A 23997-nucleotide genomic window follows, 5' to 3' on the forward strand; every position below is an offset into this window, starting at 1 on the left:
AAGCGGCTGCTTCCGGTAATCGACAGACAACTTCCCCTTGCGGCCACTTTCCTGACTCGTGAGCCCGCGACTTTCGAGTAGCATATCGAGTGTCATAAAAATGTTCCGCCAGGAATATTTCCAACTCGAGAACGGGGCAATCACGTGAAGTTCGATATCGAATCGATTCGCTTTCGTGGCGAATCCGACTACGCTGACACTCTGCGTCAACTGCCGGGAGTCGACGCGCTGGCTGCGAAAATTTCTCACGATCCAGCACGTGTGCGTCGGACTCTCATGGCGCGCAGCCTGTTGCTTTCCGAAGGCATGGCGCCGAACCTGTACCGGGTGGCGCGGGAACTCGCAACGCGGTTCGGTATCGATGCCCCTGTCGAGATTTACCAGGCGGCCGGTGCCGAAAACGCGGCCATGCATTCGGTGCGTTCTCCGGTACTGATGGAAGTGCAGGGGCGCATGCTCTCCCTGCTTGACGACGACACCCTGGCTGCGCTTCTCGGCCACGAGCTCGGCCACTATCTCGCCCATGGCGAGGACAATCCGCACCGTGGCCCGACCTTGGCGGCGATGGCCATCCTGCACGGCAGCAGTGCGCCGGAAGCATTGATGGCTGCCGCTCAGCGCCTCTCCATGGCCCAGGAACTGACCGCCGACCGTATCGGATTGCTCGCCTGTTCGGGCCTCGATGCCGCATTGCGCCTGGAGATGGTCGTCGTCACGGGGCTTGCCGCCGAAACGCTGACCTGGGACACCGACGCCTACCTTGCCCAAAGCCGCGATCTGATGGAGACGACGCTGGCCGAGGGCGAAACTGCCGAGGGCAGCACCCATCCGGAACACAGCCTGCGGACCTGGGCATTGTGGCTATTCTCCGAAACCGATATCTACCGGCAACTCACCGGGCACGGTTCCGGCACGCGCACCCTGGCTGAAGTTGACGCCTTGCTGCTGCGGGTGCTTGGGCATCCGCAGCTTGAGATCGGCATCCCCACCATGCTGGAAGACCCTCCCATCGAAGTGCACGAATGCGCGTTGGCGGCGTGCGTGCTGGTGGCGGCCGCCGATGGCGAATTCCATGATCTGGAAACGCAGGCCATCGAACGGGTATTCGCACCGCTGGTTCCCCACTGGCGCGACAGCCTCGATCCGGAACGGGCCTTGACGGAATTCCAGCGCCTCGCGCCCCTGATCGCCGCCAGTGGCCCGCGCTTGCAACGCTCGCTTTTTTCCGTCCTGGCGCATGTGCTGGCGGTGGATGGCGAGTGCAGTCCCGGTGAAGTCGAAGTCATCGTCGCGATTGGCGGGGCGCTCGGGTGCCGCAAGCTTTTTGTCGAGCTCTTGCCGGCGGTGCTGTCCCATTTCGGGCTGGATGTCCACGAGGCCTTGGCACGGCCCGAGCGCAGCATCCCGATGCCGCCGCGCGGGGCGGATGTGGATGAGGCCTTGACGGTATATTTCCAGGGTGTCGCCCGTCGGGGCGGCGGGCAGGTCAGTTTGCGGCGCTTGCTGCGCATGATCGGCGCCTACCGATCCTCGCCGGAGATGAACGAGCGCCTGGCAAAGATGGCCCAGGGCAACGGGCTCGATTTCGATCCCGCATTGAGCGACGATCTCGATGCCATCCATCGACTGGAACTCCTGCCAGGCGTTGCCGCGCCATCCATCGAACTTCCCGAGGCGCCGACCCAGGGCTGCGGCCCGGACGGCGAGCGCCTGCGTCGCGGCCTGGCTCGCCTGCGCGACAAGCTGATTTCCGGCGATGGCCGCAGTCCTTCGATTCGCATGCAGATCTGCCGCCCCGGCCGCTCGGTCGACCTGTACGAGCTTGAGGCCGTCTCGACCGGCCTGGCTGAACGGACCCTGGCGCTGCTGCGCGGCTGCAAACGGGCTCGCCTGTTCGATGCGGCTGAAATCGGTGCCCATGACACGGCGCGCCGGCTGGCCCAGGCACTGGTGCAACTCGAGCGCGAGCGGTCGACCCGCCACGAGGAAACGGGCGCGGACGACCTCTACCTCGGTTACCCCTTTGTCGCCGGCCTGGCGGGCGGCTATCTGTTCCGTGCCCCGCTGATCCTCCAGCCGGTGCGTATCGAGCGGGGTGCCCACGGTGCCGGGGCCATCAGCCTGGTGGTGCCGCCCGATACAGCGCCCATCGCCAATCAGTCCGCATTGCGTCTGATCTTTCACCGCAAGGGATACAGCTATCCGGACGAACTCGCCGAAAAGGCCGATGAACTTGCCGCCGTCGGCCCCGAGGCCTTGCTCGGGGAGCTGGCGCTGATCGGTCTCGGGACGGTCGGCTCGCTCGACCGGTTGCTGCCTTTCGCCGACCGGCGGGAAGAACTCGCCGAATGGCGCGACGACCGGCTGGAGATCGAGGAATGCGCAGTGCTGGGACTCTTCCCGCAATCGAGTTCCGACCTCTTGCAGGATTACGATGACCTGCTGTCCGCGCTCGATAAAGGCGCGCCGCCGATAGCGCTTTTCGCCAGTGCACGCGAGGTGTTGCCGGCCGATTTGCGCCAGGCCTTGGTGCCGGACACGGCAGCCCCCACCGAGGCCGAAGCATCGCCACCGGTCCCGGTGCTCTATGCCGACCCGGTGCAGCGCGGCGTCCTGGCCGCCGCACGTACGGCGCCGGCGTTGGTGGTGGATGGCCCTCCGGGTACCGGCAAGAGCCAGGTTATCGTCAATCTGGTTGCCGATGCGCTGGCGCGGGGCGAAAAAGTCGCCGTGGTCTGCGAAAAGCGCGCGGCCCTCGATGTGGTTGCGCATCGGCTCGATGGTGTGGGCCTGCGTCATTTGCTGGCCGTCGTGCATGACGTGCAGGAGGATCGCCGCGCCCTGTATGGGCAGGTGGCGGCGCGACTCGAAAATCCCGAGCCACGCAACGATGACGGTTTCCGCCGTGGCGTGGTCGCCGGCGAAGTCGATGCCTTGATGGCGAGCCTGCGACAACGGGCGGCTCTGACCATGGTGACGCCGCCGGGGCATCAGGGCGATGCCATCGCTCCGCTGCCCCTGGGGCAGTTGCATACTTACGCTTCCGGATTGGAGGTGACCGAACCTTGCCGGGTGGACGCCCTGGCAGAACTGCCGCCGAGTCGCCTCGATCCCTTGGCCGTCCAGATCTCCGCGCTGTTCCCCCTGGCCGACCTCTGGCGCCAGGGGTCGCCATGGCGGGACCCCGCAGGGGCATCGGTACGCAGCAGTCTCGCCGATTACGACAACGACAAGGCGCGCGCCTTGATGGCCGACCTCGTCTCCGCCCGCGATGCGGCGGCCGCGCTGGAAGGGGCGTTGGCAGCAGCCGCGCTGCCGCCGGGCGAGATGGGGCACAAGTTGCTGGAAGGTGCGGCAAAGGGCCTGTCGGCCGCCCTCGATTCGCGGCAGTGGCGAGATGCCGCGGCGGGCCAGGATGCATTCGTTGCTCTGCTGGTCAAGGATACGAAACCGGAGGCCGTCGAACGTACCCAGCTTGCCTGGCATGCGCTCATCGATTCCCAGGCGCAGCGCCAGGGGACCGACCGTGTGCGCTGGTTCGGGGAACTGATTGCTGCCTTGGCCGCGCAACCGGAAGGGGCAGACAAGCTGATGGAACTCGGCCGGCTCTGGCGCGAGCACGAAGCCGCCCTGGAGCCCTTTGCCAGGCCAGTCGCATTTTCCATCGATCCTGTCTTTGCGCAGGCCCTGGCCGAAGTCCGCACCCGTGTCGACAGCCTGGCGCGTTTTCTGAGTCCGGCCTGGTGGCGCGCCCGGAAAACCGTGCGTGCCAGCCTCGCAGCGCAATGGCCGGAGATGGCTGCTGCGCCGATGGACCATGCCTTGCTGGCCCGCATCGACGGCAGAGCGGCAGCCGCGCAATGCTGGCGGGGGTTGGCCGATACCATGGACTGGCTGGCTGCCACCCAGCGGCCTGCATCGTTGGTAGAAGCGCGCGCCTGGCTTGCGGCGGCCATGGCGCTCATCGGTCCCGCCCGTGCCATCGCCGGTTGCCGCGCCGATATGCAGGCGCTCGGTGTCTGGCGTGCGGCGCCGGGGCCTGGGGTCATCGCAGCGTGGGACAAGGCGGCGGAAAACTGGATCGACTGGCATCACCGCGCCCAGTCACTGCGGGCACCGGTTGTTGCCCTGGAGGCAGAACAAGCGGCATTGCGTGCGCTCCATGCCTGGCCGGAACGATGGAATGCCGACACCGTGATGGCATGGGACCAGCGGATCGACTGCCTGCATGCCGCGGCCACGGCGATGGCCGCACTGGCCTCCGCGGTTGCGCCGATCCGTACCGTTTTGCCCTGGCTTCCCCTGTCGCCGACGGCGCAGAGCCTCGGACAGCTTGCCGAAGCCTGGCGTCGCGACGCCAGCCGCCTGGTCGGCGCCGACCGGCAACTGGCGGCGGCGCAGGCGATGGTCCGTGAAGCCGCGATCCTGCCAGCCCATCTTGCCGATGGCAAGGAATTCGACAGCGCGGACGCATGGGCCGACGGGGTCCGCAAGACGTGGACCCGAGCCTCGATCGCCTCGGTTCAAAACCATCGTTCCGATCTGTCCATCCTCGATCAGGCAACCGCTACAACGCTGTATGCCGATGAAGCCAAGCTCGCGGCATTGCACGATGAAGAACGCCGCCTCGCCGTGCAGCACATCCTCGCCATGCAAGACGATTCACCGCTGCTCCGGGTCGCCCCGGCAGAAAAAGGTGCGCGGCGGACGCCGGAACAGGCGACACGCGAAGCCATCCTGCGAGAGGCCAGGAAACAGCGCAACATCCTGCCTTTGCGGGGATTCGTGCGGCGTTTCTGGGACAAGGGCCTGCTCGACGTACTCCCGGTCTGGCTACTTTCGCCCGAAACCGCAACCTTGCTGTTTCCCCGTGCCCCGGTGTTCGACCTGGTGATTTTCGACGAAGCGTCGCAATGCACCGTCGAGAACGGCCTCCCGGTGCTGATGCGGGCCCGCCGCGCCGTGATCGCCGGCGACGAGCGGCAGATGCCGCCCAGCAACTTCTTCAAGGCGGGCGACGACGCCGATGAGGAAGTCAGCGAAGCCGGCATCGAAGCGCGCGAAATGTTCGATGCCGAATCCTTGCTGGTGCTGGCCCGCCATCGCGCCCAGCGCATGGGCCTGGCCTGGCACTACCGTTGCCGGCACGAGGAATTGATCGCCTTCTCCAACCACGCCATCTATGGCGGCGACCTGAACACCATTCCGTCCACCGTCAGCCGGCTGGCACCAGCGGCGGTTCATTGGCTCGATGTTCCGGACGGAAGCTACGAGAACGGCGCCAACCCACCCGAAGCGCGGGCGGTGATCGGCCTGGTCGAACGCCTGCTTCAGCGCCCCGACAAGCCCTCGCTGGGGATCGTCACCTTCAACCTGACCCAACGGCGTGCCATCCTCGACGAGATCGATCGCCGCGTCGGCGCCGACGCCGGCTTTGCCGAACTCTGGTTGCGCGCCAACGCCGCACCCCGCATCGATGACCGGCCGTTCGTGAAGAATCTGGAGAGCGTGCAGGGCGACGAGCGCGACATCATCATTTTTTCGCTCGGGCATGCGCCCGTCGAACGGACCGGCCGCAACGGCCAGACGGAACGCTACGTTCCGGCCCGCTTCGGCCCTCTGGGCCAGCGCGGCGGCGAGCGGCGACTCAACGTCGCGGTGTCGCGCGCCAAGCAGGAAATTTTTGTCGTCGCCTCGTTCGAACCGCACATGCTCTCGGTGGCGCGCAGCAAACACGATGGCCCAAGGCTCTTCAAGGGATTTCTCCAGTTCGCCCACCAGCTGGCCGCCGGCCAGCGCAACCAGGCGGAGCAGACCTTGAAGGCGATCGGGGGTGCGAGTCGGTCGCGCCATGCCGACGCCGGCAGGCTGCCCGCATCCTGGGTACCGCTCAACGCGCAGGTCGCCTTGGCCCTGGAGACACTCGGCATCAAATGCGAACTGGATGTCGGCACTTCCGACTTCCGGGTTCCGCTTGCGGTCGTCGATCCGGCCGCGCCGCAGCGCTACCGGCTCGGCATCCTGTTCGATGAAGCCGTCCCCGCCGAGTCCGTATTCGAGAGCCACGTCCACATCCCGAATGTCCTCGCCAGCCGGGGCTGGAAGCTCCTGCGTATTTCCAGCCGCGAGTGGGATGGCAATCGCGCCCAGGTCCTGGCCGAGATCCGTGCGGCGCTTGGCGATGGAAGTGGCCCGAAGACGCTTGACGTTCCCGAGCCAGGCGCAATGCCTGCCGTGGCGGCGACCGATCCGGTTTGACGACACATGCACGACTTGCCAGCGTGTCGGAAGCAGGGACGGAAGCCAGGATCATCGATCGCCGATCGCCATGCAGTTCAACCTTTTCGAACATAGCCAGCCGGTGACGTTGCGCAACGCGGTCGTCGACGCCGCGAAGCTGATGCGCGCCGAGCAAGGCAGCGCCACACCGCCGGAGCGCTGCCTGCGCCTGATCATGACCCTGCTCGCCCTCGAACGCCAGGGGCGCCATGCCGAAGTCGTCGACAACAGGCGCCAACTGCGCCACACCAACGCGACGCTCTTCGCCATGTACATGCAGAACCGATAGAATCGCCGCTTTCCCGAAGCGCTGCATGAACGTTTCTCCCGACCACCGCGAACTCTTCCGCCACGTCAGCGCCGACAAAGCGGCGTTCTACCGCGCCATCATGGAGGCCTTCGCCGCCGCCAAACGCCAGTTCCGCCCCTACCTGCGGCCCGACGAGGTGTGGCGCGAAGCGGCTTGGCCGGACGAGCCGCCCCGGTTGGAGGAGGTCCGGGCCGGGCTCGCCCAGCTGGTGGAATGGGGCAACCTCGAATCCCAGCCCGATACGGCGCGGGTCGCAAGCATCGACGACTTTTACCTGGCCCGTTTCATCTACCGGCTCTCCCACGGCGGCGAGGCGGTGGAGTCGGCGCTGGCGACCTTCGCGCAGGCATTGAGGCGCCGCGGCGAACTGCAGAGCGTCGCCCTGGAGGACATCCACGCCCGTCTCGAAACCTTGATCGCGCTGGCTGCCGAGAGCGCGCCGGACGATGCCAAGGTCCACGAAGTGCTGCGCGATCTGGTGCGCGTGTTCGAGGATCTGGCCGAGAATGCCCAGGCCTTCATGGCCGGCATCGTCCGCAGCCTGGAAATCCAGCAGGCCGAGGTGCAGGCCGTGGTCGGCTTCAAGAAGCGGTTGATCGACTATCTGGAGCGCTTCATCGGCGACCTGGTGAGCCGTTCCGGCGCCATTGCGCAGCGCCTCAAGGCCCTCGACACCCGTGTCGATGCCTTGCTGTGGCAGGCGGCGAATCGCGAGGCGCGCGACATCGCTCCGGGCGACACCCACCAGCAGGCCGACGTGCTGCAGGCCCGCGTCAATGCCTGGCGCGAACGCTGGCGCGGCTTGCGCCTGTGGTTCGTCGCGGACGGCCATGGCCCGGCCCAGGCCGAGGCCTTGCGAGCCAAGGCGCGGGCGGCGATTCCGCAGCTGCTCGCCGCCATCGCCGCCGTCAATGAGCGGCGCAGCGGACGCAGCGACCGGTCGGCGGACTTCCGGATCCTCGCCCGGTGGTTCGCGGACTGCGCGGACGACGATCAGGCCCATCGCCTGGCGCGCGCCGCTTTCGCCCTCAACCCGGCGCGCCACCTGTCGCTGCCGGCCGCCGAGGAGGTGCCGGCCACGACCGCGTGGGCCGATGCGCCAGCGATCGCCATCCATCCGCGCCTGCGCGAGTACGGCACGGCGACGGTGCGCGGCGCCGCGCCCCGGGTCAGGAACCGCGATGCGGAGCGGGCGCTACTGGCACAACAGGCGGCGGCCGAACACCGCCAGGTGGAAGCGGCCCGGGCCCGGCTGGCGACGGGCGAGAGCTGCCGCCTGTCGGAGCTCGGCCGGCTCGACCCGCACGAATTCGATCTCTTTCTTTCCGTGCTCGGCGAGGCGCTGGCGAGCCAGCCGTCTCCGGGCGCGACGGTGGCGCGCACCACCTCCGACGGCCTCCTGCACATCCGCCTCGAGCCGTTGGGCGAGGATTCCCATGCCGTCATCGAGACAGCGCTGGGCACCTTTTCCGGGCGCGACCACCGCCTCACCATCACCCCCGTGCCGAACTCAGGATGAAGAAGCCGCGCTTCGAAAGCCGCGCCATCGGCGACCGCCAGGCGCAACACCGCGAGGAGGAATACCGCGACGCCGTGCGGGTCCTGCTCATGCGCCCGCTCTTGACCAGCGACCATCCCGCCTTCGCCGCCGTGCGCCGCCATGCCGATCGGCTGCGTACCTGGTTTGCCCGCGAAACCGGCTGGCCGCTCGCCATCGAGCGCGACTGCGCCCGCCTCTACAAGCGGCCGGCCGATCTGTCCGATGCCTCGCGGGGCCTGCCCGGCTTCGACCGCCGCCGCTACGTGCTGCTCTGCCTGGCCGCCGCCGTGCTGGAGCGCGCCGAGCCCCAGATTACCCTGCGCGTCCTCGGCGACCGTCTGCTCCTCCTGGCCGCAGAGCCGGCGCTGGCCGAACGGGGATTCGCTTTCGGGCTGGAGAATGTCCATGAACGACGCGAACTCGTGGCCGTCTGCCGCGCCCTGCTCGATTGGGGCGTGATGGCCCGGGTCGCGGGCGACGAGGAAGCTTATGTCCTGGGCCACGAAGGGGGCGGCGGTGACGCCCTCTACGATATCCACCGGCGCGTCCTGGCCGGCCTGCTGGCCGCCGTGCGCGGGCCATCCACCTGGACGCCGGAAGCCGCGCCGCAGGATCTCGAACAACGCATCGCCGCCCTGGTCGCCGAGCATCAGCCGGAAAGCGAGGAGGGCCGGCGCACCGCGCTGCGCCACCATTTGTCGCGCCGCCTGCTCGACGATCCGGTGATCTATTTCGACGACCTCGACGCCGACAGCCGCGCCTACCTTCTGAACCAGCGCGGCCCCATGGCGGCACGCCTCGCCGAGGACAGCGGCCTCATCGCCGAGCAGCGCGCCGAGGGGGTCGCGCTGGTGGACGAAACCGGCTTCCTGACGGATGTCGCGCTGCCGGCCGAGGGCACCGAGTCCCACGTCACCCTGCTGGTCGCCGAGTTCCTCGCCGAGCGCCGGCGCGAGGATGCCGATGCCGTGGTCACGGAAGCCGAAATCGCCGATTTCATCCGGGCGGCGGCAGCAAGCTATGGGCGTTACTGGCGCAAGTCGGCACGCGAGCCCGGCGGAGAACGGGAACTCGCCGAAGCCGCCTTGAGCCGGCTCGCCATGTTGCGGCTGATCCGCCGCCTGGAGGGGGCGGTGCGTCCCTCGCCCGCGTTGGCCCGCGTCGCACTGGGCGAGGCGACGGTCAAGACCCGGCGTAGCGACGAACCGATGCAACTGGACATATTTTCATGAACGTCACCGAACTTCCGCTGCCGACCGTTGCCCGCTGGCAGCCCCTGCGTCTGGGGCTCGTCGACCTCTATCATTACGACAGCGAGGAATTCCGGTTCCGGGACGGCCATTTGCTGCTGCGCGGCAACAATGGCACCGGCAAGTCGAAGGTCCTGTCGCTGACGCTGCCCTTCCTGTTCGACGCCCAGATCAAGCCTTCCCGCATCGAGCCCGATGGCGATCCCGGCAAGAAGATGGCCTGGAACCTGCTCATGGGCAAGCACGAGCGGCGCGTCGGTTACGTCTGGGCGGAATTCGGCCGCCGCGGCGAAGATGGCCGCGTCCATTTCGTTACCCTCGGTTGCGGGCTGTCGGCGGTGGCGGCCCGGCCACAGGTCGATCCCTGGTTCTTCGTCGCCGACGAGGTACGCATGGGCGAGAGCCTGTGGCTCACCAGCCCGCAAGGCGTCGTGCTGAGCCGGGAACGCCTGCAGGAAGCCCTCGGCGGCCACGGCCAGGTCTTCCCGAGCGCGGAATCCTATCGGCGGGCGGTGGATGAGCGGCTGTTCAGGCTGGGCACCGCCCGCTACTCCGCCCTCATGGACACCCTGATCCAGTTGCGGCAACCCCAGCTTTCCAAGCGCCCCGACGAGGCGAACCTTTCGGAAGCACTCACCGAAGCACTGCCGCCGCTGCCCGCCGAACTGCTCGGCGATGTTGCCGACGCCTTGAATCAGCTGGAGGAGTACCGCCAGGAACTCGACAGCTTCGATGCCCTCGCCAGGGCCGTCGGGCAGTTCAACCAGCGCTATCGCGTCTACGCCGGCATCAACGCCCGGCGCGAGGCGCGCCGGCTGCGCGCCGCCCAGACCGAATTCGACAAGGCCAGCCAGGCGCTGAATGATGCCCGGGCAAACCTGGAGACCGCGCGGATGGAGGAGGGGAGGCAGCAACAGCGCCGGGACGAAGTGGCGGGCGGACTGCTGCGGGCCCGCGCCGCCCATGACGCTTTGCGCGACGATCCGGCGCTGCGCGACGCCCGGCGCCTGGATGATGCGAAGCGCCAGGCAGACGAGGCTTACAAGGATGCAGGGGAGGCGGTGCAGGCGGTGGCGGAAGCTGCCGCACGGCTGCGACGGGAAACGGCTGTGCTGCAAGAGTGCCAGCTGCGGGCTGCCGACACCCGGCAGGCATTGGCCGACGGCCGCGCCGCGGCCGCCGCCGCTGCCGACATTTGCGGCCTTGGCGGCGACTTCGCGCAGGAGGAGGCCATCGGCGATCCGGAGGCGCTGGCCGCCCTCGACCCTTCCGCCTGGCGGGCCGCGCAGCAGCGCCTGCGCGGCCTGCTGGCGCGCCGGCGCGAACATCTCGGCCTGATCAGGCGGCGGCTGAACGAGGTGGCGGAAGCCCACGGCCGGCATGGTCAGGCGGCGGAGCAGCGCGATGTACGGGCGGACGAGTTCGAGGACGCCGCCGCCCGCCGCCTGCAGGCGGATGCCGCCGTCGAGCGCCAGGGGGCGCTGCTCGTCGACGCCTGGGAAGGTCATTTCGAGCGCATCGTACAGCTGCGGCCGCAGGCGCCCGAGGCGGCGCTGGACGCGCTGGCCGAATGGGTCGCGGGCATGGCCGGCGACAACCCGGCGCGCGCCGCCCTGCATGCCGCCCAGCATGTCGCCAGCGAACGCTTCGCCCGGCAGGCCGCCACGCTCGACCGGCGCGAAAAAGATCTCGCCGACGAGGGCGAGGCGCTCGCCCTCGAACGGCGGCGTCTCGAGCGAGGCGAAGATGCCGCACCGCCGGCGCCGTACTTCCGCGATGCCACTGCGCGGCTTGGCCGGCCGGGCGCGCCCCTCTGGCAGTTGCTGGAGTTCCGCGAAGCGGTGACCGAACCGCAACGCGCCGGCCTGGAAGCCGCGCTGGAAGCGAGCGGCCTGCTCGATGCCTGGGTCGCGCCGGATGGACGGCTGCTGGCCGCGGACGGCGCCTCGTCCTGGCACGATACCGTGCTCGTCGCCCGTGGGCGCCAGGCCGCTTCGGCCGCGGACTGGCTGCTGCCGGCTGAAAACGCCGCCGTCGCCGTACCGGTGGTGCAAGACTTGCTGGAGAGCATCGCCTGTGGCGAGACGGAAGCCGTCGCTGCGGAAGCCTGGGTCGCCCCGGACGGGCGCTTTCGCGTCGGGCCTCTGGCGGGTGCCTGGGCGAAGCCTGCCGCCACCTATATCGGCTACGCGGCACGCGCGGCGGCGCGGGCACGCCGGCTGGCGGAAGTCGCCCTGCGCCTGAGCGAAATCGAGGTGTCCCTGGGCAAGGTCCGCGAAGACAAGGAGAAGCTCGAAACGCAGCGGCGCCAGGCGGCACTCGAATGGAGCGCGGCGCCGAGCGATGATGACTTGCGCGCCGCCCATGGGGAGGCGGCCGCTGGCGCCCGCGCCTACGCGGCGGCCGACGCAGCGCTGCGGCAGGCGAATGTCCGGCTGGCGGAAGCGGAACGGCGCTGGGTCGAGGCTCGCGAGCAGCTCGCTGCGGACGCGCAAGACCTGCATCTGCCCTGTGAGCGCGCCGCCCTCGACGGGGTGGAAAGCGCACTGCACGGATTCAACGACGACTTGCAGCAGCTGTTCCTGGCAGCGCAGGCGGTGCGCCACGCCCTTCCTGAACTGCGGGCGCAACAGGTACGCGAAGCCGATGCCGGGGCCGAGGAACGGCGTTGGCAGGAACAGGCCGCCGACAGGCAGCGCCGGGCCGAAGAAGCCCAGGCGCGCTGGCAGGCGCTTTACGAGAGCGTCGGCCTCAAGGTGGAGGAGATCCTGCAGCGGCTCGGCGCGGCGCGCGCGGCGGTCGAACAAGGCGAGAAGGACCTGAAAGAGGTCGAGGGCAAAATGCGGGACGCCACCGAGGCGCGGGCTCGCGCCGAGCAGAAGGCGGAGGACTGTGCCGCCACCCTGGAGGACCGCCGCGCCGGCCGCCAGGCGGCGGTCGCGAGCCTGCAGGGTTTCAGCGCCAGCGGCCTGATGGCCGTCGCCGTGCCGGACATCGAATGCCCCGATCCCGCTGCGCCCTGGACCATCGAGCCGGCCCTCACCCTGGCGCGCCGCGCCGAACAGGCGCTGGCCGGCGTCAAGGCCGACGACGAGGACTGGAACCGCATCCAGAACCTGGTTTCCGAGGATTTCGGCGAACTGCTGCGGAGCCTGGGAGCGCTCGGCCACCAGGCGCACGCGGCGACCAGCGACCATGGCCTCATCGTCAGCGTCGTCTATCGCAACCGCACCGAGCGCCCCGACCGCCTCGCCGCCATCCTGGCCGAGGAAATCGCCCAGCGCCGCGAGCTCCTCACCGCCCGCGAGCGCGAGCTGCTGGAGAACCACCTGCAAGCCGAGGTCGCGAGCGTCATCCAGCGCATGCTGCAGGAGGCCGATCGCCATGTGGGGAACATCAACGCCGAACTGGAGAAGCGTCCGACTTCAACCGGCGTGCGCTTCCGCCTCGTCTGGGAACCGCTGCCCGAAGGCGGCGAGGACGCGCCAGTCGGTCTCGAAGCGGCACGCAGGAAGCTCCTCAACACCAGTGCCGATGCCTGGTCGGCAGAAGACCGCCGCGTCGTCGGCGACATGCTGCAAAGCCGTATCGCCGCCGAGCGGGCGCGCGCCGACGCCGGCGGCGGCAGCCTGCTCGAACAACTGGCCCGCGCCCTCGACTATCGCCGCTGGCACCGATTTCGCGTCGAACGCTGGCAAGGCGGCAAGTGGGGCCGCCTGTCGGGGCCGGCCTCCAGCGGGGAACGCGCCCTCGGGCTGACGGTGCCGCTGTTCGCGGCCGTCTCCAGCCATTACAGTCAGGGCGGCCATGATGGCTATTCCGGGGCGCCGCGCCTGGTGCTGCTCGACGAAGCCTTTGCCGGCATCGACCGCGAGGCGCGCGCCCATTGCATGGCGCTGATCCGCGAATTCGAACTCGACTTCGTCATGACCAGCGAAAGCGAGTGGGGCTGCTATGCCGAACTGCCCGGCGTATCCATCTGCCACCTGCTGCGCCGCGAGGGCATCGACGCCGTGCACGTCTCGCGCTGGGCCTGGGACGGGCGCACGCGCCGGGAAGAACCCGATCCCGGGCGGCGTTTTCAGGTGGCGTCGTGACCACGGCCGATCCGCGGCTCACGCGCCTGCTCGGCGGGGAAGCGCTGGCCGGCCTGCGCCGCCGGCTGCGCCAACGCTACGAACGCGCCCAGCCGGAAACATTCCGCCTCGGCGGCCTCACCGAGACCGAGCGCAATGCCCTGGCCGGCCTGCTCGGGCGCAAGCCGCGGCTCGCCAACTCGATGACCCTGGCGGTCAGCGAACTCGATGCCGCCCTTCGACGCGCCGGGCTTGCGGCATCCTTGCGCGAGGCGCTGGAGCTGCTCGACGGCCCGATTGCCGACCGCGCCACGGAACGGGCGGCGCTGCAGGCGCAATGGGCAGCCTTGCGCGGGCGCTGCCACGATGCCCGCCTTGCCGCCTTGCTCGATCTTCCCAGCGGCATGGCCCTGGTGAAGCGGCTGGCGCGTCAGCCGGCCGCCGCCGGGCAGCTCCTCGATGCCGCGCAGGCGGTGTTGCAGGCGCTTCCCGCTGCCGGCACGCCGCGCTCACGCTTGGCGGCGGAAGTGCTCGGCGATGCGCATGGGCTGGACCCCGGCCGGCCGGTCGCCAGCATCGTCCTGGCGGCACTGCGGCAGACTGCGGATGCGACCGAAAGCGAAGCGGGAACCGAAGACAGCGTACGCGACCGGTGGGCGGAGGTGGGTGTCATGGTCAATGAACTGTCGCGGCCGGCGCTGTTCCTCAACCTGCCGGTGGGTGAGGCGGCGTCGCCGCCGCCGGGCGAGCCGGGTTATGTCTCCCTGCGCACGCTGCTGCGGTCGCCGCCGGCCTGGCAGGTGGCCGGCTGCGACATCCGCGTCTGCGAGAATCCCAACTTTGTCGCCATCGTTGCCGACGCGCTCGGCGCCGATGCCGCGCCCCTCGTCTGTACCGACGGCATGCCGGGGGCCGCCCAGCGCACGCTGCTTCTGCAACTCGCGGCGGCGGGCGCCTGCCTGCATTACCACGGCGATTTCGACTGGCCGGGGATCGCCATCGGCAATTGGGTCATGCGTACCTGCGGCGCACGTCCTTGGCGTTTCAGCGAGCCGGACTACTTGGCGGCGCTCCGGGATATTCCCGTCAATGGACGCGCCTTGGGGCCGGAGGGTGTAAATGCGGATTGGGACGAAGGCCTTGCTCCCGCGATGCGCGCCCATAATCGGGCAATCGACGAGGAGGCCGTTGCGGCGATTCTGCTGCGAGATCTCGATTGCGCCGGCCGGCAAGAACAAGCCCCTGATTATTGATCTTGACTTGCCTATTGCCGAAACCGTTGCGAAAGTATCTCAGCCTGCTCAGCGAATTTCCCCGGACTGTTGCGCTCCAGTTGCGCCAGGTTGTGCAGTTTCCAGCGAATCCCCGGCAGGTGCTCGGCATGTGCGATGCCCAGCAGCGACCACTCCGGACGACCGGCGACGAGTGACAGAAGAAAGCGCCGTTCATCAACATCCAGAGCGCTTTGCAGTTCATGCACCATGCGTTCGCGTGCCGCCAACAACTGCGGTAGTTCCACCGGCTCGGCGGTCATGCCTTTGAAGTTGCGCTCGTATTCCTGCCCGATGTCCCGCAGGGCAGGAAACAGCACTTCATGGAGCGGCCGGTTGTGGCTGGCGAGGTAGATGACAAAGGCGCGCCGGATGCCGGCGGTGATGCCTTCGTGCGCAAACAACTGCATCACGTCGAACAGATCGCGGGGATGCTGCCGGTCCATGGCGGCGACGAGTTTGCCCCCATAGACGTCTTCCAACGACACCACTGGAATTTCCAGGTCCGCCAGCAAGGTGTCGCGCGCCGTCGGTGTCAAGGCCGCGGTGCGCACCGGGTGAACCGTGCCGCGCATCACGAAATTGACTTCAACCTTGACTTCGATGCCGGCACGCCGCACCAGCAGCTTGGTTTCGCCGGCGTCGACCGCTGCCAGCGTGTGGGTCTGAAAGCCTCGTGCCTTCAAGCGTTCAGCGGTCCGCCGGATGGCTTCATTGATATGAGCCAGCGCCTCATCGCGAGGCAAGCTGTGGTCGGGAAATACGAGATCCAGATCGACCGACAGCCGCGGCATGTTGCGGATGAACAGGTTGATCGCGGTACCGCCCTTGAGCGCGAAGGTGCCATCCACAAAAACGAGCGGGGCAACTTGGGTCAGCAGGCGTGCAGTATCGAGGTACGTTTGGTTCATGGCTTGAGTACCAACAACCCATCGGCGGAGCGGGACACCCAGGCTCGGGCGCTCCCGGTGGGCAGTTGCGTTGGGTCCAGCTTCGTGACCCAGGGCAGGGCGAGTTCACGTCCAAGTTGCAGGCATAGACGCACGGTCTTGACGCTGGTGCAACGCTGCAGCAATTCGCGCAACACATCGACGCGTAGGCTATAGGCGCTCTCGGCGAGTTCGCGCGCCTCTTGCAGCGGCTGGCGCACCCCCACCTCGCTGAGCACCTCCAGCAGCGCACGTTCGGGCGTTGAAACCCGGGGGGCACCGCTACGCCTTTCGAACGGGCCAGCATGGAGCGGTTCGGTCGCAGGTTCGGCGAATAGGCGCTTGCGGTGGTACTCCGCCGGGAAGCGCTCGGTGAACCAGTCGGGCAGGCGAGCGGCCGTCCAGCCGTAGAGCTGCAGGATAGGCTGCTGGGACAGGTAGTGCCTTACCCCGTACCAGTCGAGGGCCGACTTGCCTCCGACATGCAGTCCATTGACGGCGCGTTGTAGCAGCAGCAAACAGGCGTGCAACTCCAGGGTATCGTTTGGGCGGGCATACACACCCCGTGCCAGTCGCGTCAGCCAACCGGCGCGCGCGTAGTGAACGGCGAGGTCGGCTGAGATGCCGAGCGTTGCCAAGTCCTCCGACGTCTGGGGGGTACCTGGCGCCCAGTGCCGGTAGAGGGAATTTAACTTGGTTCTTTCAGTCGTAGCCATGCTGCGATATCTATCACCGTTTCAAGGAGGCGGCAAGTTTTATTTGGTGCTGCCAATCGTAACTGAACTACGATTAGACAAATTGTTTCAAACGTTGGCGCGCCCACAGAGGGGCGATGCCTCCCTGAAATCGAGTCGATTCTCCATGCCGGGAAGAGCGCCCGCCATATGACGGTAAAAGTGACGGTAGACGGCAATATGAGTGAACAAATACCTAGTGTTTATGCGGGTTCCCAGCCACCGGAAATGATCGAGTGGGAGTGAAATCGGGCCCTTCGGGGGCTATCGCCAGTTATCGAGAGCTTGTCATAACGTATTGATTAAAAAAGATACGCCACGACGGCTCTAGTGACTATCGCCGGCCAGCAGAACAGGTTGGCGGTAGAACTGACGGTACGAACCGGGGGCCGGATTAAGACCCTCCCGTTTACTATCCAGACTAAACCGGTCTTTGACGGTAAAAGTCTCCTCGGGAAAGTGATCTGCCCTGATTCTTCGGCCGACGAACTACTTGAGAAGCATGGCCTCGCGGTCCTTGCCTGACGGGTTTTAAACGAACTGCGCCGGGGCCAGGTAGCCCAGCGCGGAATGCGGCCGCACCTCGTTGTAATGACGGGACCACTGTTCGATCACGACGCGCGCCTCGGTGCGGTTGCGAAAGTATTCCATCGACAGGCACTCATCACGGAATTTGCCGTTAAAGCTCTCGTCGGTGCCGTTCTGCCACGGCTTACCCGGCTCGGACAACGCCACCTGCAAGCCTTGATCGGTGGCCCACGCAAGCAACCGCGTCGAGACGAATTCCGGGCCGTTATCCAAACGCAATGCCTTGGGCGCACCGCGCTCGCTGATCAAGCGGCTCAAGACCTCGATGACGCGCTCCGAGCGGATGCTGCCCGCCACATCGATGGCGAGCGCCTCGCGCGTGTGCTCGTCGATCACCGTCAGGCATTTGAGCTGCTGGCCGTTGGCGCAGGTATCGAACACGAAGTCGTAAGCCCAGATCCCGTTGGCCTTTGATGCGCGCTGCACCTGATCGCGCTGACTGGCCACCTGACGACGCGGTCGCTTGCGCGGCACCTGCAAGCCCGCTTTGTGCCACAGCCGCCAGGTGCGGCCGAGCTCAGGCGGTGTCCGGCGCGACGCAGAAAGACGCGGATACGCCGGTAGCCGTAGCGCGGGTACTGCGCTGCCAATCAACGCATCTCGCCGATCAGCGGGCGATCTCGCTCATCGAGGCGCGACACATAGCCCAGCGCCGAGCGCGACACGCAAATCAAGGCGCACGCCCGGCGCTGCGAAACGCCTCGGGTCACCGCGTAGAGCACCTGCACTCGGCGCGCGCAGGTGCTCACCATTTTCTTGCCGTGATCTCCTTCATCACGTCGATCTCAGGATCACGCTCGGCCAGCATCTCCTTGAGCCGCGCGTTCTCCGCCTCCGGTTGCCGCAGCCGCTTGACCTCATCCGAGTTCATCGCGCCGAAGCGCTTGCGCCACGTGTAGATCGTCTGCTCGCTCACCCCCGCGCTTCTTCGACACCTCCGCGACCGGCGAGCGGTCCGCCTCCCGCAGGATCTTGACCATCTGTTCTTCTGTGAGACGGCTCTTGCGCATGACTTCCTCTTCTTCCTGGAAGCCATCCTCTCGAGTTTCAGCTGGTCCGAAAAGCCCGGAGCAGATCAGTGGAAGAAGACCAGCGAGGCCGGGCGGGAGTAGCTGTCCGTGAGCATCGACGACCCTTCGTTCCCGGCGACGGTCTATGCCCGCCCGATCGAGAACGAGGAGGGCACGCACGACCTGATCTGGTCGCAGCAAGCCCAAGGCGGCCTGACGGCCGCCTACCACGCCTCGCCCATTGCGGCGCGCAATTTCCTCGCAGCATTGATCATTTAGGACGGCCGTCCTATGATTCTCACTGCGTAGGGCATTTGACCTACTGGGATAGTTGTGAAACCAATGCGCCGGGGCGCCGATTGAAAGCATGCCATGAGCAGTGACACCACCCGCGACCGCATCGTCTCCGAGGCGGACAGGCTGTTCTATGAACACGGCTACGAGCACACGTCGTTCGCCGACATCGCCGAGGCCGTGGGCATCTCGCGCGGCAACTTCTATTACCACTTCAAGAGCAAGGACGAGATCCTGGATGCCGTGGTCGGCGTGCGTCTGGCGAACACCCGGCAGATGCTGGACAGTTGGGAGGCGCAAAGCGATGAACCGGCTGGGCGTATCCGCAGCTTCATCAGCATCGTGGTAAGCAATCAGGCGAAGATCATGCGCCACGGCTGCCCGGTGGGCACACTTTGCACCGAGTTGGCCAAGCTTACGCATCCGGCCCAAGCACAGGCCAACGAGCTTTTCACTTTGTTCCGTGTCTGGCTGCGCCGGCAGTTCGTGTTGCTCGGGCACAAGGCCGATGCGGATGCACTGGCGATGCATGTGCTGGCTTTCAGCCAGGGCGTCGCGGTGCTCGCCCATGCCTTCCAAGACAAGCGCTTCGTCCAGCGGGAAGTCGAGCGCATGTGTGCGTGGCTCGATGGCATTGCCGTGGAGGCGGCACAGGCTGCAAGCGGATGAATGCTTGTCAAGCACCACTTCGCAGGAGAAGGTTTCATGTTCATCGTGTTTCTCCGGTTCTCTGCCGCACGGGATCAGGCCGGACGGCTGATGCAGGGCCATAAGGACTGGCTACAGCAAGGCTTCGACGAAGGCGTGTTCTTGCTGGCGGGCAGCATCCAGCCGCAAGCGGGCGGCTCGATCCTGGTGCATGGAGTTACGCTGGACGAGCTTCAGGATCGGGTCGCACACGATCCGTTCGTAGCCGAGGACGTGGTGCGGGCTGAAATCATCGAGGTGGCGCCGTCGAAGGCCGATGAGCGATTGGGCTTTCTGCTTGGCTGAACAGCGAGGGCCGCGACCATGAACACGACGATCCCCGGACCCGATGGCCGCCCGCGCTGCCGCTGGTGCGCGGCAGCACCCGAGTTCTTTCACTACCACGACACCGAGTGGGGTTTCCCGGTGACCGACGACCGGCGGCTGTTCGAGAAGCTGTGCCTGGAAGGCTTCCAGTCCGGCTTGAGTTGGCGCACCATCCTGGCCAAGCGGGAGAACTTCCGCGCAGCGTTCCATGGTTTCGATTTCAAGCGCATCGCAAGTTTCACCGAGCGCGACGTGCTGCGGTTGCTGGAGGATGCCGGCATCGTGCGCCATCGCGGCAAGATCGAGGCTGTCATCCATAACGCGCAGCGTGCCTGCGAGATGGTCGCGCGCGAAGGTTCTCTGGCAGTCTTTTTCTGGGGGTACGAACCCAAGGCTGCCACGTTGGCCGAACCGCAGACCGTTTCCACCTCAGCCGAGTCGCTGGCCCTGTCGAAAGACCTGAAAAAGTTGGGCTGGAAATTCGTCGGCCCCACGACCGTCTACGCCTTCATGCAAGCAATGGGACTGGTCAATGACCATGCCGACGGGTGCGTGGTCAGAGAGCAAGTCGGTCGCGCCCGCCAGAGCTTCAAGCGACCGTAGGCATCACCACTATCGGCTTCCGCTTGAGCATGCGGCAAAAGCGCGATTGCACCTACGGAGTGTTGCGTTCCTTCAACACCGCCTCGAGCTCCTGGCGCACCTGCGTCAGAAGTTGATCGGCCTTGCGCATGCTGTCGCCGGCATAGGCCAGCGTCAGCAGTGTGAGCGGATGTACCTTCATCACCTCGCGGGTGCAGGCGGCAGAGGACATCGCCGCCGACACCGGTCTAGAGCTTCGACCTGTTACTGACGGGCAGCGCCTAGCCGGCATCTACCGGCGCTCCGTCGTGCCGCTGCACGGCTTGATTGCGGGGGCGGAGGCCGACATGACGATTTTCTTTCGCCAGCTCGCACGACTCGACCCGCTGGCGCCGGACGTGTCGAGTGCCGCAAGCCAGTCCCATGGGATATCGACACTGCCGTCATGGGCGATGCTGATGAACACGCCTGCGCGACCTATGTCGCCCGCCTCAAAGCGCACAGGCCGGGCTTCGAAGGTGGCGAGCGCCGTCTCGATCTCGCCGAGGCGCTGATCGACCTCGTCGGGTAGCTCGTCGGCACCTTCATACTCCGCCTCGAGCGTGTGATGTTCCGCTGGTGTTGCGGCGTGCATCGAGGACCTGCACGTGCATGGGGCCAATCTCGACGACGGGCGCGGGCGCCTCTCTCTCAGCTATTCGCCCGTCGCGGAAAACCGGTCCGCACTCTCGCTCTCAGGGGGCGTTGCCGGGTCTCCCCGCAGAGGGGACGGCCCGGACTTAGGCGCGGTCGCGGGGGAGGCCTTCCCCCGGAGAAGCTTAAACCCGGCGCTTGGTCAGTCCGGCCACGTGCACGTGTTCCTGTGATCAGACAGTCGGGACAGTGCCGCCGTCGACGACAAGCTCCGTGCCATGGATCGACGAGGCGCGATCCGAGGCCAGGAAGGCAATAGCTTCGGCGACCTCATAGGGCTCGGCCGCACGTCCGATCGGAATTCCGCCGATCCAGCGCATGACAGCTTGCCGTGCTTCCTCATACGTGCCGCCATTCGCAGCCTGCCTATTCTTCACCAGCTCGACGGCACCCTCGGTCATGATCCAGCCGGGACAGACAATGTTGACCCGGACACCCTTTGGGCCCAGTTCCTTGGAGATGGACTTGCTGTAGGTCCGGAGCGCCGCCTTGGCGGCGGCGTAGGCGGTGGTCGACTCGGGAAGGGGTAGCACCGACTGGGTCGAGGTGACGTGCACCACCGCGCCAGTCCCTCGCTCAATCATCTGCGGGATCAGCAGGCGATCAAGGCGAACCGTAGCCAGAAGGTTCAAGTTGAGTTCCGCAAGCCAGATGTCATCGGTCAATGCTACAAAACCGCCGGGCGGCATGGCCGAGCCCCCGAGGTTATGGGCCAGAATGTCGATCCCGCCAAAGCGATCGAGCGCTACCTTGGCCAGCCGTTCCCCGCCTTCGGCCGTGGTCAGATCTGCCTGGACGAATTCGGCGCCGTCTATGGGCTCGGCGGCTCCTCGGGCTGCGGTGATTACACGAGCGCCGCCAGCCAGAAAGCGCTCTACGGCAGCGCGGCCCAGACCCTTTGTGCCGCCGCTGACGAGCACGCGCTTTCCCGCGAACTCGGTGGGATCAGCCTTGATGGTCATGCCGTGATCTCCAGGGCCTTGATGGCGTCGTTTTCGAGCGTGAAGCGATAGGTGAAGCGGATCGGGCTGCCCTTGAAGTCACCATGGCCAAGACCCTCGAGCACGATCTGACCGTCCTGATGGCTGACCGTATCCGGGGTGAAAATCGCCTTTGCCCCGACCACCGCCTCTTCAAGCAACGACCTGATTTCGGCGGGCCCTCGAAGAACGGCGCCGTTATCGCGCAGGACGGCCTCGGCGGCGAAGGGCGCCAGCATGCCGTCAAGGTCCAGACGTGCGTTTGCGGCCACATACGCGGCGACGGGGGGCGGAAGTTCGAGCGTCATTGTTCTTTCCTTTTTGGTACGGGCGTTGTCGGGAATGGCTGCGAGTACGGCGCCTGCCAAGATAGCGGAGGACAGGTCGCGCGATAATCGGGACAATTCGGGACGTCTCATCACGAAATCCGGGATAATTGTGCAAAATAGCCTGAGCGATTTAGACGCCGTTCTCATGGTCGCCCGCAGGGGTAAGTTTCGCGCGGCCGCGCTTGAGCTCGGGGTCTCGACGACCGCGCTCAGCAATGCGGTTGGTAAGCTGGAGCGTTCGCTCGGCGTGCGGCTCTTCAACCGAACGACGCGTAGCGTCTCCTTGACGGAGGCAGGCCAGCGGTTCGTCGCGCAGGTCGCTCCTGCGGTGCAGGACATCCATGAGGCGATGGAGGTTGCACGCTCTCAGCAGGCGGTGCCGTCGGGGACGCTGCGCATCAACGCGTTTCCGACGGCGGCGCGGGAGATCTTCACTTCGCTCGTCCTACCGTTCCTGCGCGTGCATCCCCAGGTCCACATCGACATCGTCACGGAGGGTCGCCTGGTGGACATTGTGGCGGGCGGCTTCGACCTCGGCGTCCGTAGTGCCGACCTCGTACCGGCAGACATGATCGCGATCCCATTGGGGGGCGGGCGGCGCAGTGTCGTCGTGGGCACGCCGACCTATCTGGAAGCGCATGGGACGCCCGTGATTCCTCAGGACCTCGCCGGGCATTCCTGTATTCGTGTCCGGCTTCCCGACGGCGCGATCTACCGCTGGCCGTTCGAGAAGGACGGGCAATCGGTTCACGTCGACGTCCAGGGCGCCATCACCCTCGATGAAGCGAGCCTCGCACGCACCGCGGTCCTCGCCTCCATGGGCCTGGCGCTGGCGATGGAGTCTGACGTGCGACACGACATCGAGGCAGGCCGCCTTGTGCGCGTCCTGGAGGATTGGACGCCCACTCGGGCGCCGCTGAGCCTCTACTATCCAAGCCGCCGCAACCCGACCGCCGCGTTCAAGGCGTTCGTCGATTTCGCGCGGCGGCAAGGCGGAGCCACTACCTCGAGCTCGGTTGCGTAGTCGGGGTGGTCGGTGACCTGCTCCCTGGCGCCCCGAACCTCCGACAAACACAATAGTGACACGGCATATGGTCATGACGGCGCTTGGAGCCACCGTCAGTCGCGAGATGCGGCGTATAGAGCGGTCAGTGGTAAGCGCCGTCTGGACCGCGGCAGACGCCCGAGATGGGCGTCGAGCCAGGTGAACAGTTCCGCTGCCAGCGGCCGACTGCGGGCCTGGCGCACCGCCAGACGTTCCTCGGCAGGACGACCGCGGATCTCTGCCTCGATGACGTAGAGGGGGGCGATACGCTGCAGAACCTCGGCGGCGATCGGCGCCGCGCCGCCCTTGGCCAGTTCAAAGAGCCCGCGTCGCACATGTGCCCAGCAGAACGCCAGGATCACGTCCCCGGCCAGCGCCTTGTAGGCGGCGTAGCCGTCGCACTGGACGATGCCGGGGTAGCTCGCCAGCAGCGCGTTGGCCCGCTTCGGCCTCGCCGCTCGCCAGCGTCGCCTCGATCTCCTCGAAAGGGGGCTGGGACAGCGCTTACGATCGAACTGGCGGATCACGACGCCATCGCGGTCTATCCGGTCGACGGATGATGGCAGTCGCACGTCGGCCAAAAGCGTGTGGCTGACAAAGCGCGGTACGCCCTTGTCATTTCAGTCTCTGCGCCCGGTCAAGAGGTCGATCTCTATCGTGAGATCAGTACGCTTGTTGAGAACAAGGAGATCGAGGTCTTGCTCGGCTGAGGTGAGGCCGGTAACCGATATGAAGAGGTCCGAGCCGTCCGGAGGGCAGCAAGGCCAGCATGCCCGGTGCGTGTAAGGGTTTAGAGCCCGGTTGAGAATGCCGATGGCGAGTTGTTCAGGCGTCCTCGCGTGGCCAGATGGGTTGGATGTGGACCAAGGAACATCGCGCACGGCAGACGGCCTTTGAGCGGCGTCGCTATCCGACGGATCTGACCGATCAGGAATGGCAGCTCATTCGGCCTCTGCTGCCGCCCAGCTTTGGTACAGCTGTCAGGCGACATCGTAAATTGACCCCCTAGCGACACGAGGAATTGCCCCCCTCGCTCGCAAGGAGGGCATCGTTGGAAACGAAGCACATTGAGG

The 23997-nt window shown here is 66.7% G+C and carries 17 protein-coding genes and 3 pseudogenes; 12 read left to right on the top strand and 8 right to left on the bottom strand.

All coding sequences use genetic code 11. The features are described from left to right. The first annotated feature begins 144 nt into the window (after positions 1 to 144). The 6 genes from C7389_RS04335 (at position 145) to C7389_RS04360 (ending at position 14708) form a co-directional block, all read left to right on the top strand. Positions 145 to 6258 carry an AAA domain-containing protein gene (locus C7389_RS04335; RefSeq protein WP_133588718.1) on the top strand — a complete coding sequence of 2038 codons (6114 nt, stop codon included), beginning with the start codon at positions 145 to 147 and terminating at the stop codon, positions 6256 to 6258. 70 nt (positions 6259 to 6328) lie between these two features. Next, complete coding sequence (locus tag C7389_RS04340; RefSeq protein WP_133588720.1) at positions 6329 to 6568, top strand: hypothetical protein; 240 nt, start codon at positions 6329 to 6331, stop codon at positions 6566 to 6568. Positions 6569 to 6593: 25 nt separating this feature from the next. Further along, positions 6594 to 8108 (top strand): TIGR02677 family protein, encoded by a 1515-nt coding sequence (locus tag C7389_RS04345; protein WP_133588722.1) that lies wholly within the window; start codon positions 6594 to 6596, stop codon positions 8106 to 8108. Then, positions 8105 to 9361 (top strand): TIGR02678 family protein, encoded by a 1257-nt coding sequence (locus C7389_RS04350; RefSeq protein WP_133588724.1) that lies wholly within the window; start codon positions 8105 to 8107, stop codon positions 9359 to 9361. The genes C7389_RS04345 and C7389_RS04350 overlap by 4 nt, the downstream gene beginning before the upstream one ends. Next, positions 9358 to 13476, top strand: a complete 4119-nt coding sequence (locus C7389_RS04355) for a TIGR02680 family protein (protein WP_133588726.1) — start codon at positions 9358 to 9360, stop codon at positions 13474 to 13476. Before C7389_RS04350 ends, C7389_RS04355 begins: the two co-directional genes overlap by 4 nt. After that, positions 13473 to 14708 carry a TIGR02679 family protein gene (locus C7389_RS04360; RefSeq protein ID WP_133588728.1) on the top strand — a complete coding sequence of 412 codons (1236 nt, stop codon included), beginning with the start codon at positions 13473 to 13475 and terminating at the stop codon, positions 14706 to 14708. Before C7389_RS04355 ends, C7389_RS04360 begins: the two co-directional genes overlap by 4 nt. Positions 14709 to 14719: 11 nt before the next feature. On the opposite strand, the gene C7389_RS04365 is transcribed toward C7389_RS04360, so the two are convergent. The 3 genes and pseudogenes from C7389_RS04365 to C7389_RS04380 all read right to left on the bottom strand — a co-directional run bounded on the left by C7389_RS04365 (position 14720) and on the right by C7389_RS04380 (position 17987). Further along, positions 14720 to 15637, bottom strand: coding sequence for a nucleotidyl transferase AbiEii/AbiGii toxin family protein (locus C7389_RS04365; protein ID WP_133588730.1), 918 nt, complete (start codon positions 15635 to 15637; stop codon positions 14720 to 14722). Further along, complete coding sequence (locus C7389_RS04370) at positions 15634 to 16371, bottom strand: type IV toxin-antitoxin system AbiEi family antitoxin domain-containing protein (protein WP_133588732.1); 738 nt, start codon at positions 16369 to 16371, stop codon at positions 15634 to 15636. Before C7389_RS04370 ends, C7389_RS04365 begins: the two co-directional genes overlap by 4 nt. Before the next feature lie 549 nt (positions 16372 to 16920). Further along, positions 16921 to 17987 (bottom strand): annotated as a pseudogene (locus C7389_RS04380) (IS3 family transposase). Between the two features lie 69 nt (positions 17988 to 18056). Between C7389_RS04380 and C7389_RS25350 the strand changes: the two are divergent. The 4 genes and pseudogenes from C7389_RS25350 to C7389_RS04400 all read left to right on the top strand — a co-directional run. Continuing rightward, positions 18057 to 18204: pseudogene (locus tag C7389_RS25350) on the top strand (DUF736 family protein); the annotation flags it as partial. Positions 18205 to 18359: 155 nt separating this feature from the next. After that, the gene (locus C7389_RS04390) at positions 18360 to 18950 is read left to right on the top strand and encodes a TetR/AcrR family transcriptional regulator (protein WP_133588736.1); all 591 of its coding nucleotides are present in this window, start codon (positions 18360 to 18362) and stop codon (positions 18948 to 18950) included. A gap of 36 nt (positions 18951 to 18986) precedes the next feature. After that, entirely contained in the window at positions 18987 to 19274 is a 288-nt protein-coding gene (locus tag C7389_RS04395) for a YciI family protein (protein ID WP_133588738.1), read from the top strand. A gap of 18 nt (positions 19275 to 19292) precedes the next feature. Beyond that, positions 19293 to 19898 carry a DNA-3-methyladenine glycosylase I gene (locus C7389_RS04400; RefSeq protein ID WP_133588740.1) on the top strand — a complete coding sequence of 202 codons (606 nt, stop codon included), beginning with the start codon at positions 19293 to 19295 and terminating at the stop codon, positions 19896 to 19898. A gap of 52 nt (positions 19899 to 19950) precedes the next feature. Here C7389_RS04400 and C7389_RS24795 read toward each other — a convergent pair whose 3' ends face one another. From C7389_RS24795 to C7389_RS04415, 4 genes are all read right to left on the bottom strand, one after another. Beyond that, a complete protein-coding gene (locus C7389_RS24795; protein ID WP_162851656.1) occupies positions 19951 to 20109 on the bottom strand; it encodes a hypothetical protein in 159 nt (52 codons plus the stop codon). A gap of 60 nt (positions 20110 to 20169) precedes the next feature. Next, positions 20170 to 20511: a hypothetical protein gene (locus C7389_RS25065; protein WP_211168174.1), complete on the bottom strand. Its 342-nt coding sequence runs from the start codon at positions 20509 to 20511 to the stop codon at positions 20170 to 20172. Positions 20512 to 20743: 232 nt separating this feature from the next. After that, positions 20744 to 21532 (bottom strand): SDR family oxidoreductase, encoded by a 789-nt coding sequence (locus C7389_RS04410; RefSeq protein ID WP_133588742.1) that lies wholly within the window; start codon positions 21530 to 21532, stop codon positions 20744 to 20746. Continuing rightward, a complete protein-coding gene (locus C7389_RS04415; protein ID WP_133588744.1) occupies positions 21529 to 21858 on the bottom strand; it encodes a nuclear transport factor 2 family protein in 330 nt (109 codons plus the stop codon). The genes C7389_RS04410 and C7389_RS04415 overlap by 4 nt, the downstream gene beginning before the upstream one ends. Positions 21859 to 21988: 130 nt before the next feature. Here C7389_RS04415 and C7389_RS04420 point away from each other — a divergent pair, with 130 nt between their 5' ends. Next, positions 21989 to 22903 carry a LysR family transcriptional regulator gene (locus C7389_RS04420; protein WP_211342498.1) on the top strand — a complete coding sequence of 305 codons (915 nt, stop codon included), beginning with the start codon at positions 21989 to 21991 and terminating at the stop codon, positions 22901 to 22903. Between the two features lie 95 nt (positions 22904 to 22998). Here C7389_RS04420 and C7389_RS25355 read toward each other — a convergent pair whose 3' ends face one another. Further along, positions 22999 to 23451, bottom strand: a complete 453-nt coding sequence (locus C7389_RS25355; RefSeq protein WP_162851657.1) for an IS66 family transposase — start codon at positions 23449 to 23451, stop codon at positions 22999 to 23001. Between the two features lie 329 nt (positions 23452 to 23780). Between C7389_RS25355 and C7389_RS25360 the strand changes: the two are divergent. Then, positions 23781 to 23891 (top strand): annotated as a pseudogene (locus C7389_RS25360) (transposase); the annotation flags it as partial. Positions 23892 to 23997 lie beyond the last annotated feature (106 nt).

It is taken from the genome of Azoarcus indigens, assembly GCF_004361735.1.
In the GTDB taxonomy this organism is placed as follows: domain Bacteria; phylum Pseudomonadota; class Gammaproteobacteria; order Burkholderiales; family Rhodocyclaceae; genus Azoarcus; species Azoarcus indigens.

Coding starts and splice junctions, on each gene's coding strand:
- C7389_RS04340 (WP_133588720.1), top strand. CDS start 6,329: ATGCAGTTCAACCTTTTCGAACATAGCCAGCCGGTGACGTTGCGCAAC.
- C7389_RS04345 (WP_133588722.1), top strand. CDS start 6,594: ATGAACGTTTCTCCCGACCACCGCGAACTCTTCCGCCACGTCAGCGCC.
- C7389_RS04350 (WP_133588724.1), top strand. CDS start 8,105: ATGAAGAAGCCGCGCTTCGAAAGCCGCGCCATCGGCGACCGCCAGGCG.
- C7389_RS04355 (WP_133588726.1), top strand. CDS start 9,358: ATGAACGTCACCGAACTTCCGCTGCCGACCGTTGCCCGCTGGCAGCCC.
- C7389_RS04365 (WP_133588730.1), bottom strand. CDS start 15,637: ATGAACCAAACGTACCTCGATACTGCACGCCTGCTGACCCAAGTTGCC.
- C7389_RS04370 (WP_133588732.1), bottom strand. CDS start 16,371: ATGGCTACGACTGAAAGAACCAAGTTAAATTCCCTCTACCGGCACTGG.
- C7389_RS04390 (WP_133588736.1), top strand. CDS start 18,360: ATGAGCAGTGACACCACCCGCGACCGCATCGTCTCCGAGGCGGACAGG.
- C7389_RS04395 (WP_133588738.1), top strand. CDS start 18,987: ATGTTCATCGTGTTTCTCCGGTTCTCTGCCGCACGGGATCAGGCCGGA.
- C7389_RS04400 (WP_133588740.1), top strand. CDS start 19,293: ATGAACACGACGATCCCCGGACCCGATGGCCGCCCGCGCTGCCGCTGG.
- C7389_RS24795 (WP_162851656.1), bottom strand. CDS start 20,109: ATGTCCTCTGCCGCCTGCACCCGCGAGGTGATGAAGGTACATCCGCTC.
- C7389_RS25065 (WP_211168174.1), bottom strand. CDS start 20,511: ATGCACGCCGCAACACCAGCGGAACATCACACGCTCGAGGCGGAGTAT.
- C7389_RS04410 (WP_133588742.1), bottom strand. CDS start 21,532: ATGACCATCAAGGCTGATCCCACCGAGTTCGCGGGAAAGCGCGTGCTC.
- C7389_RS04415 (WP_133588744.1), bottom strand. CDS start 21,858: ATGACGCTCGAACTTCCGCCCCCCGTCGCCGCGTATGTGGCCGCAAAC.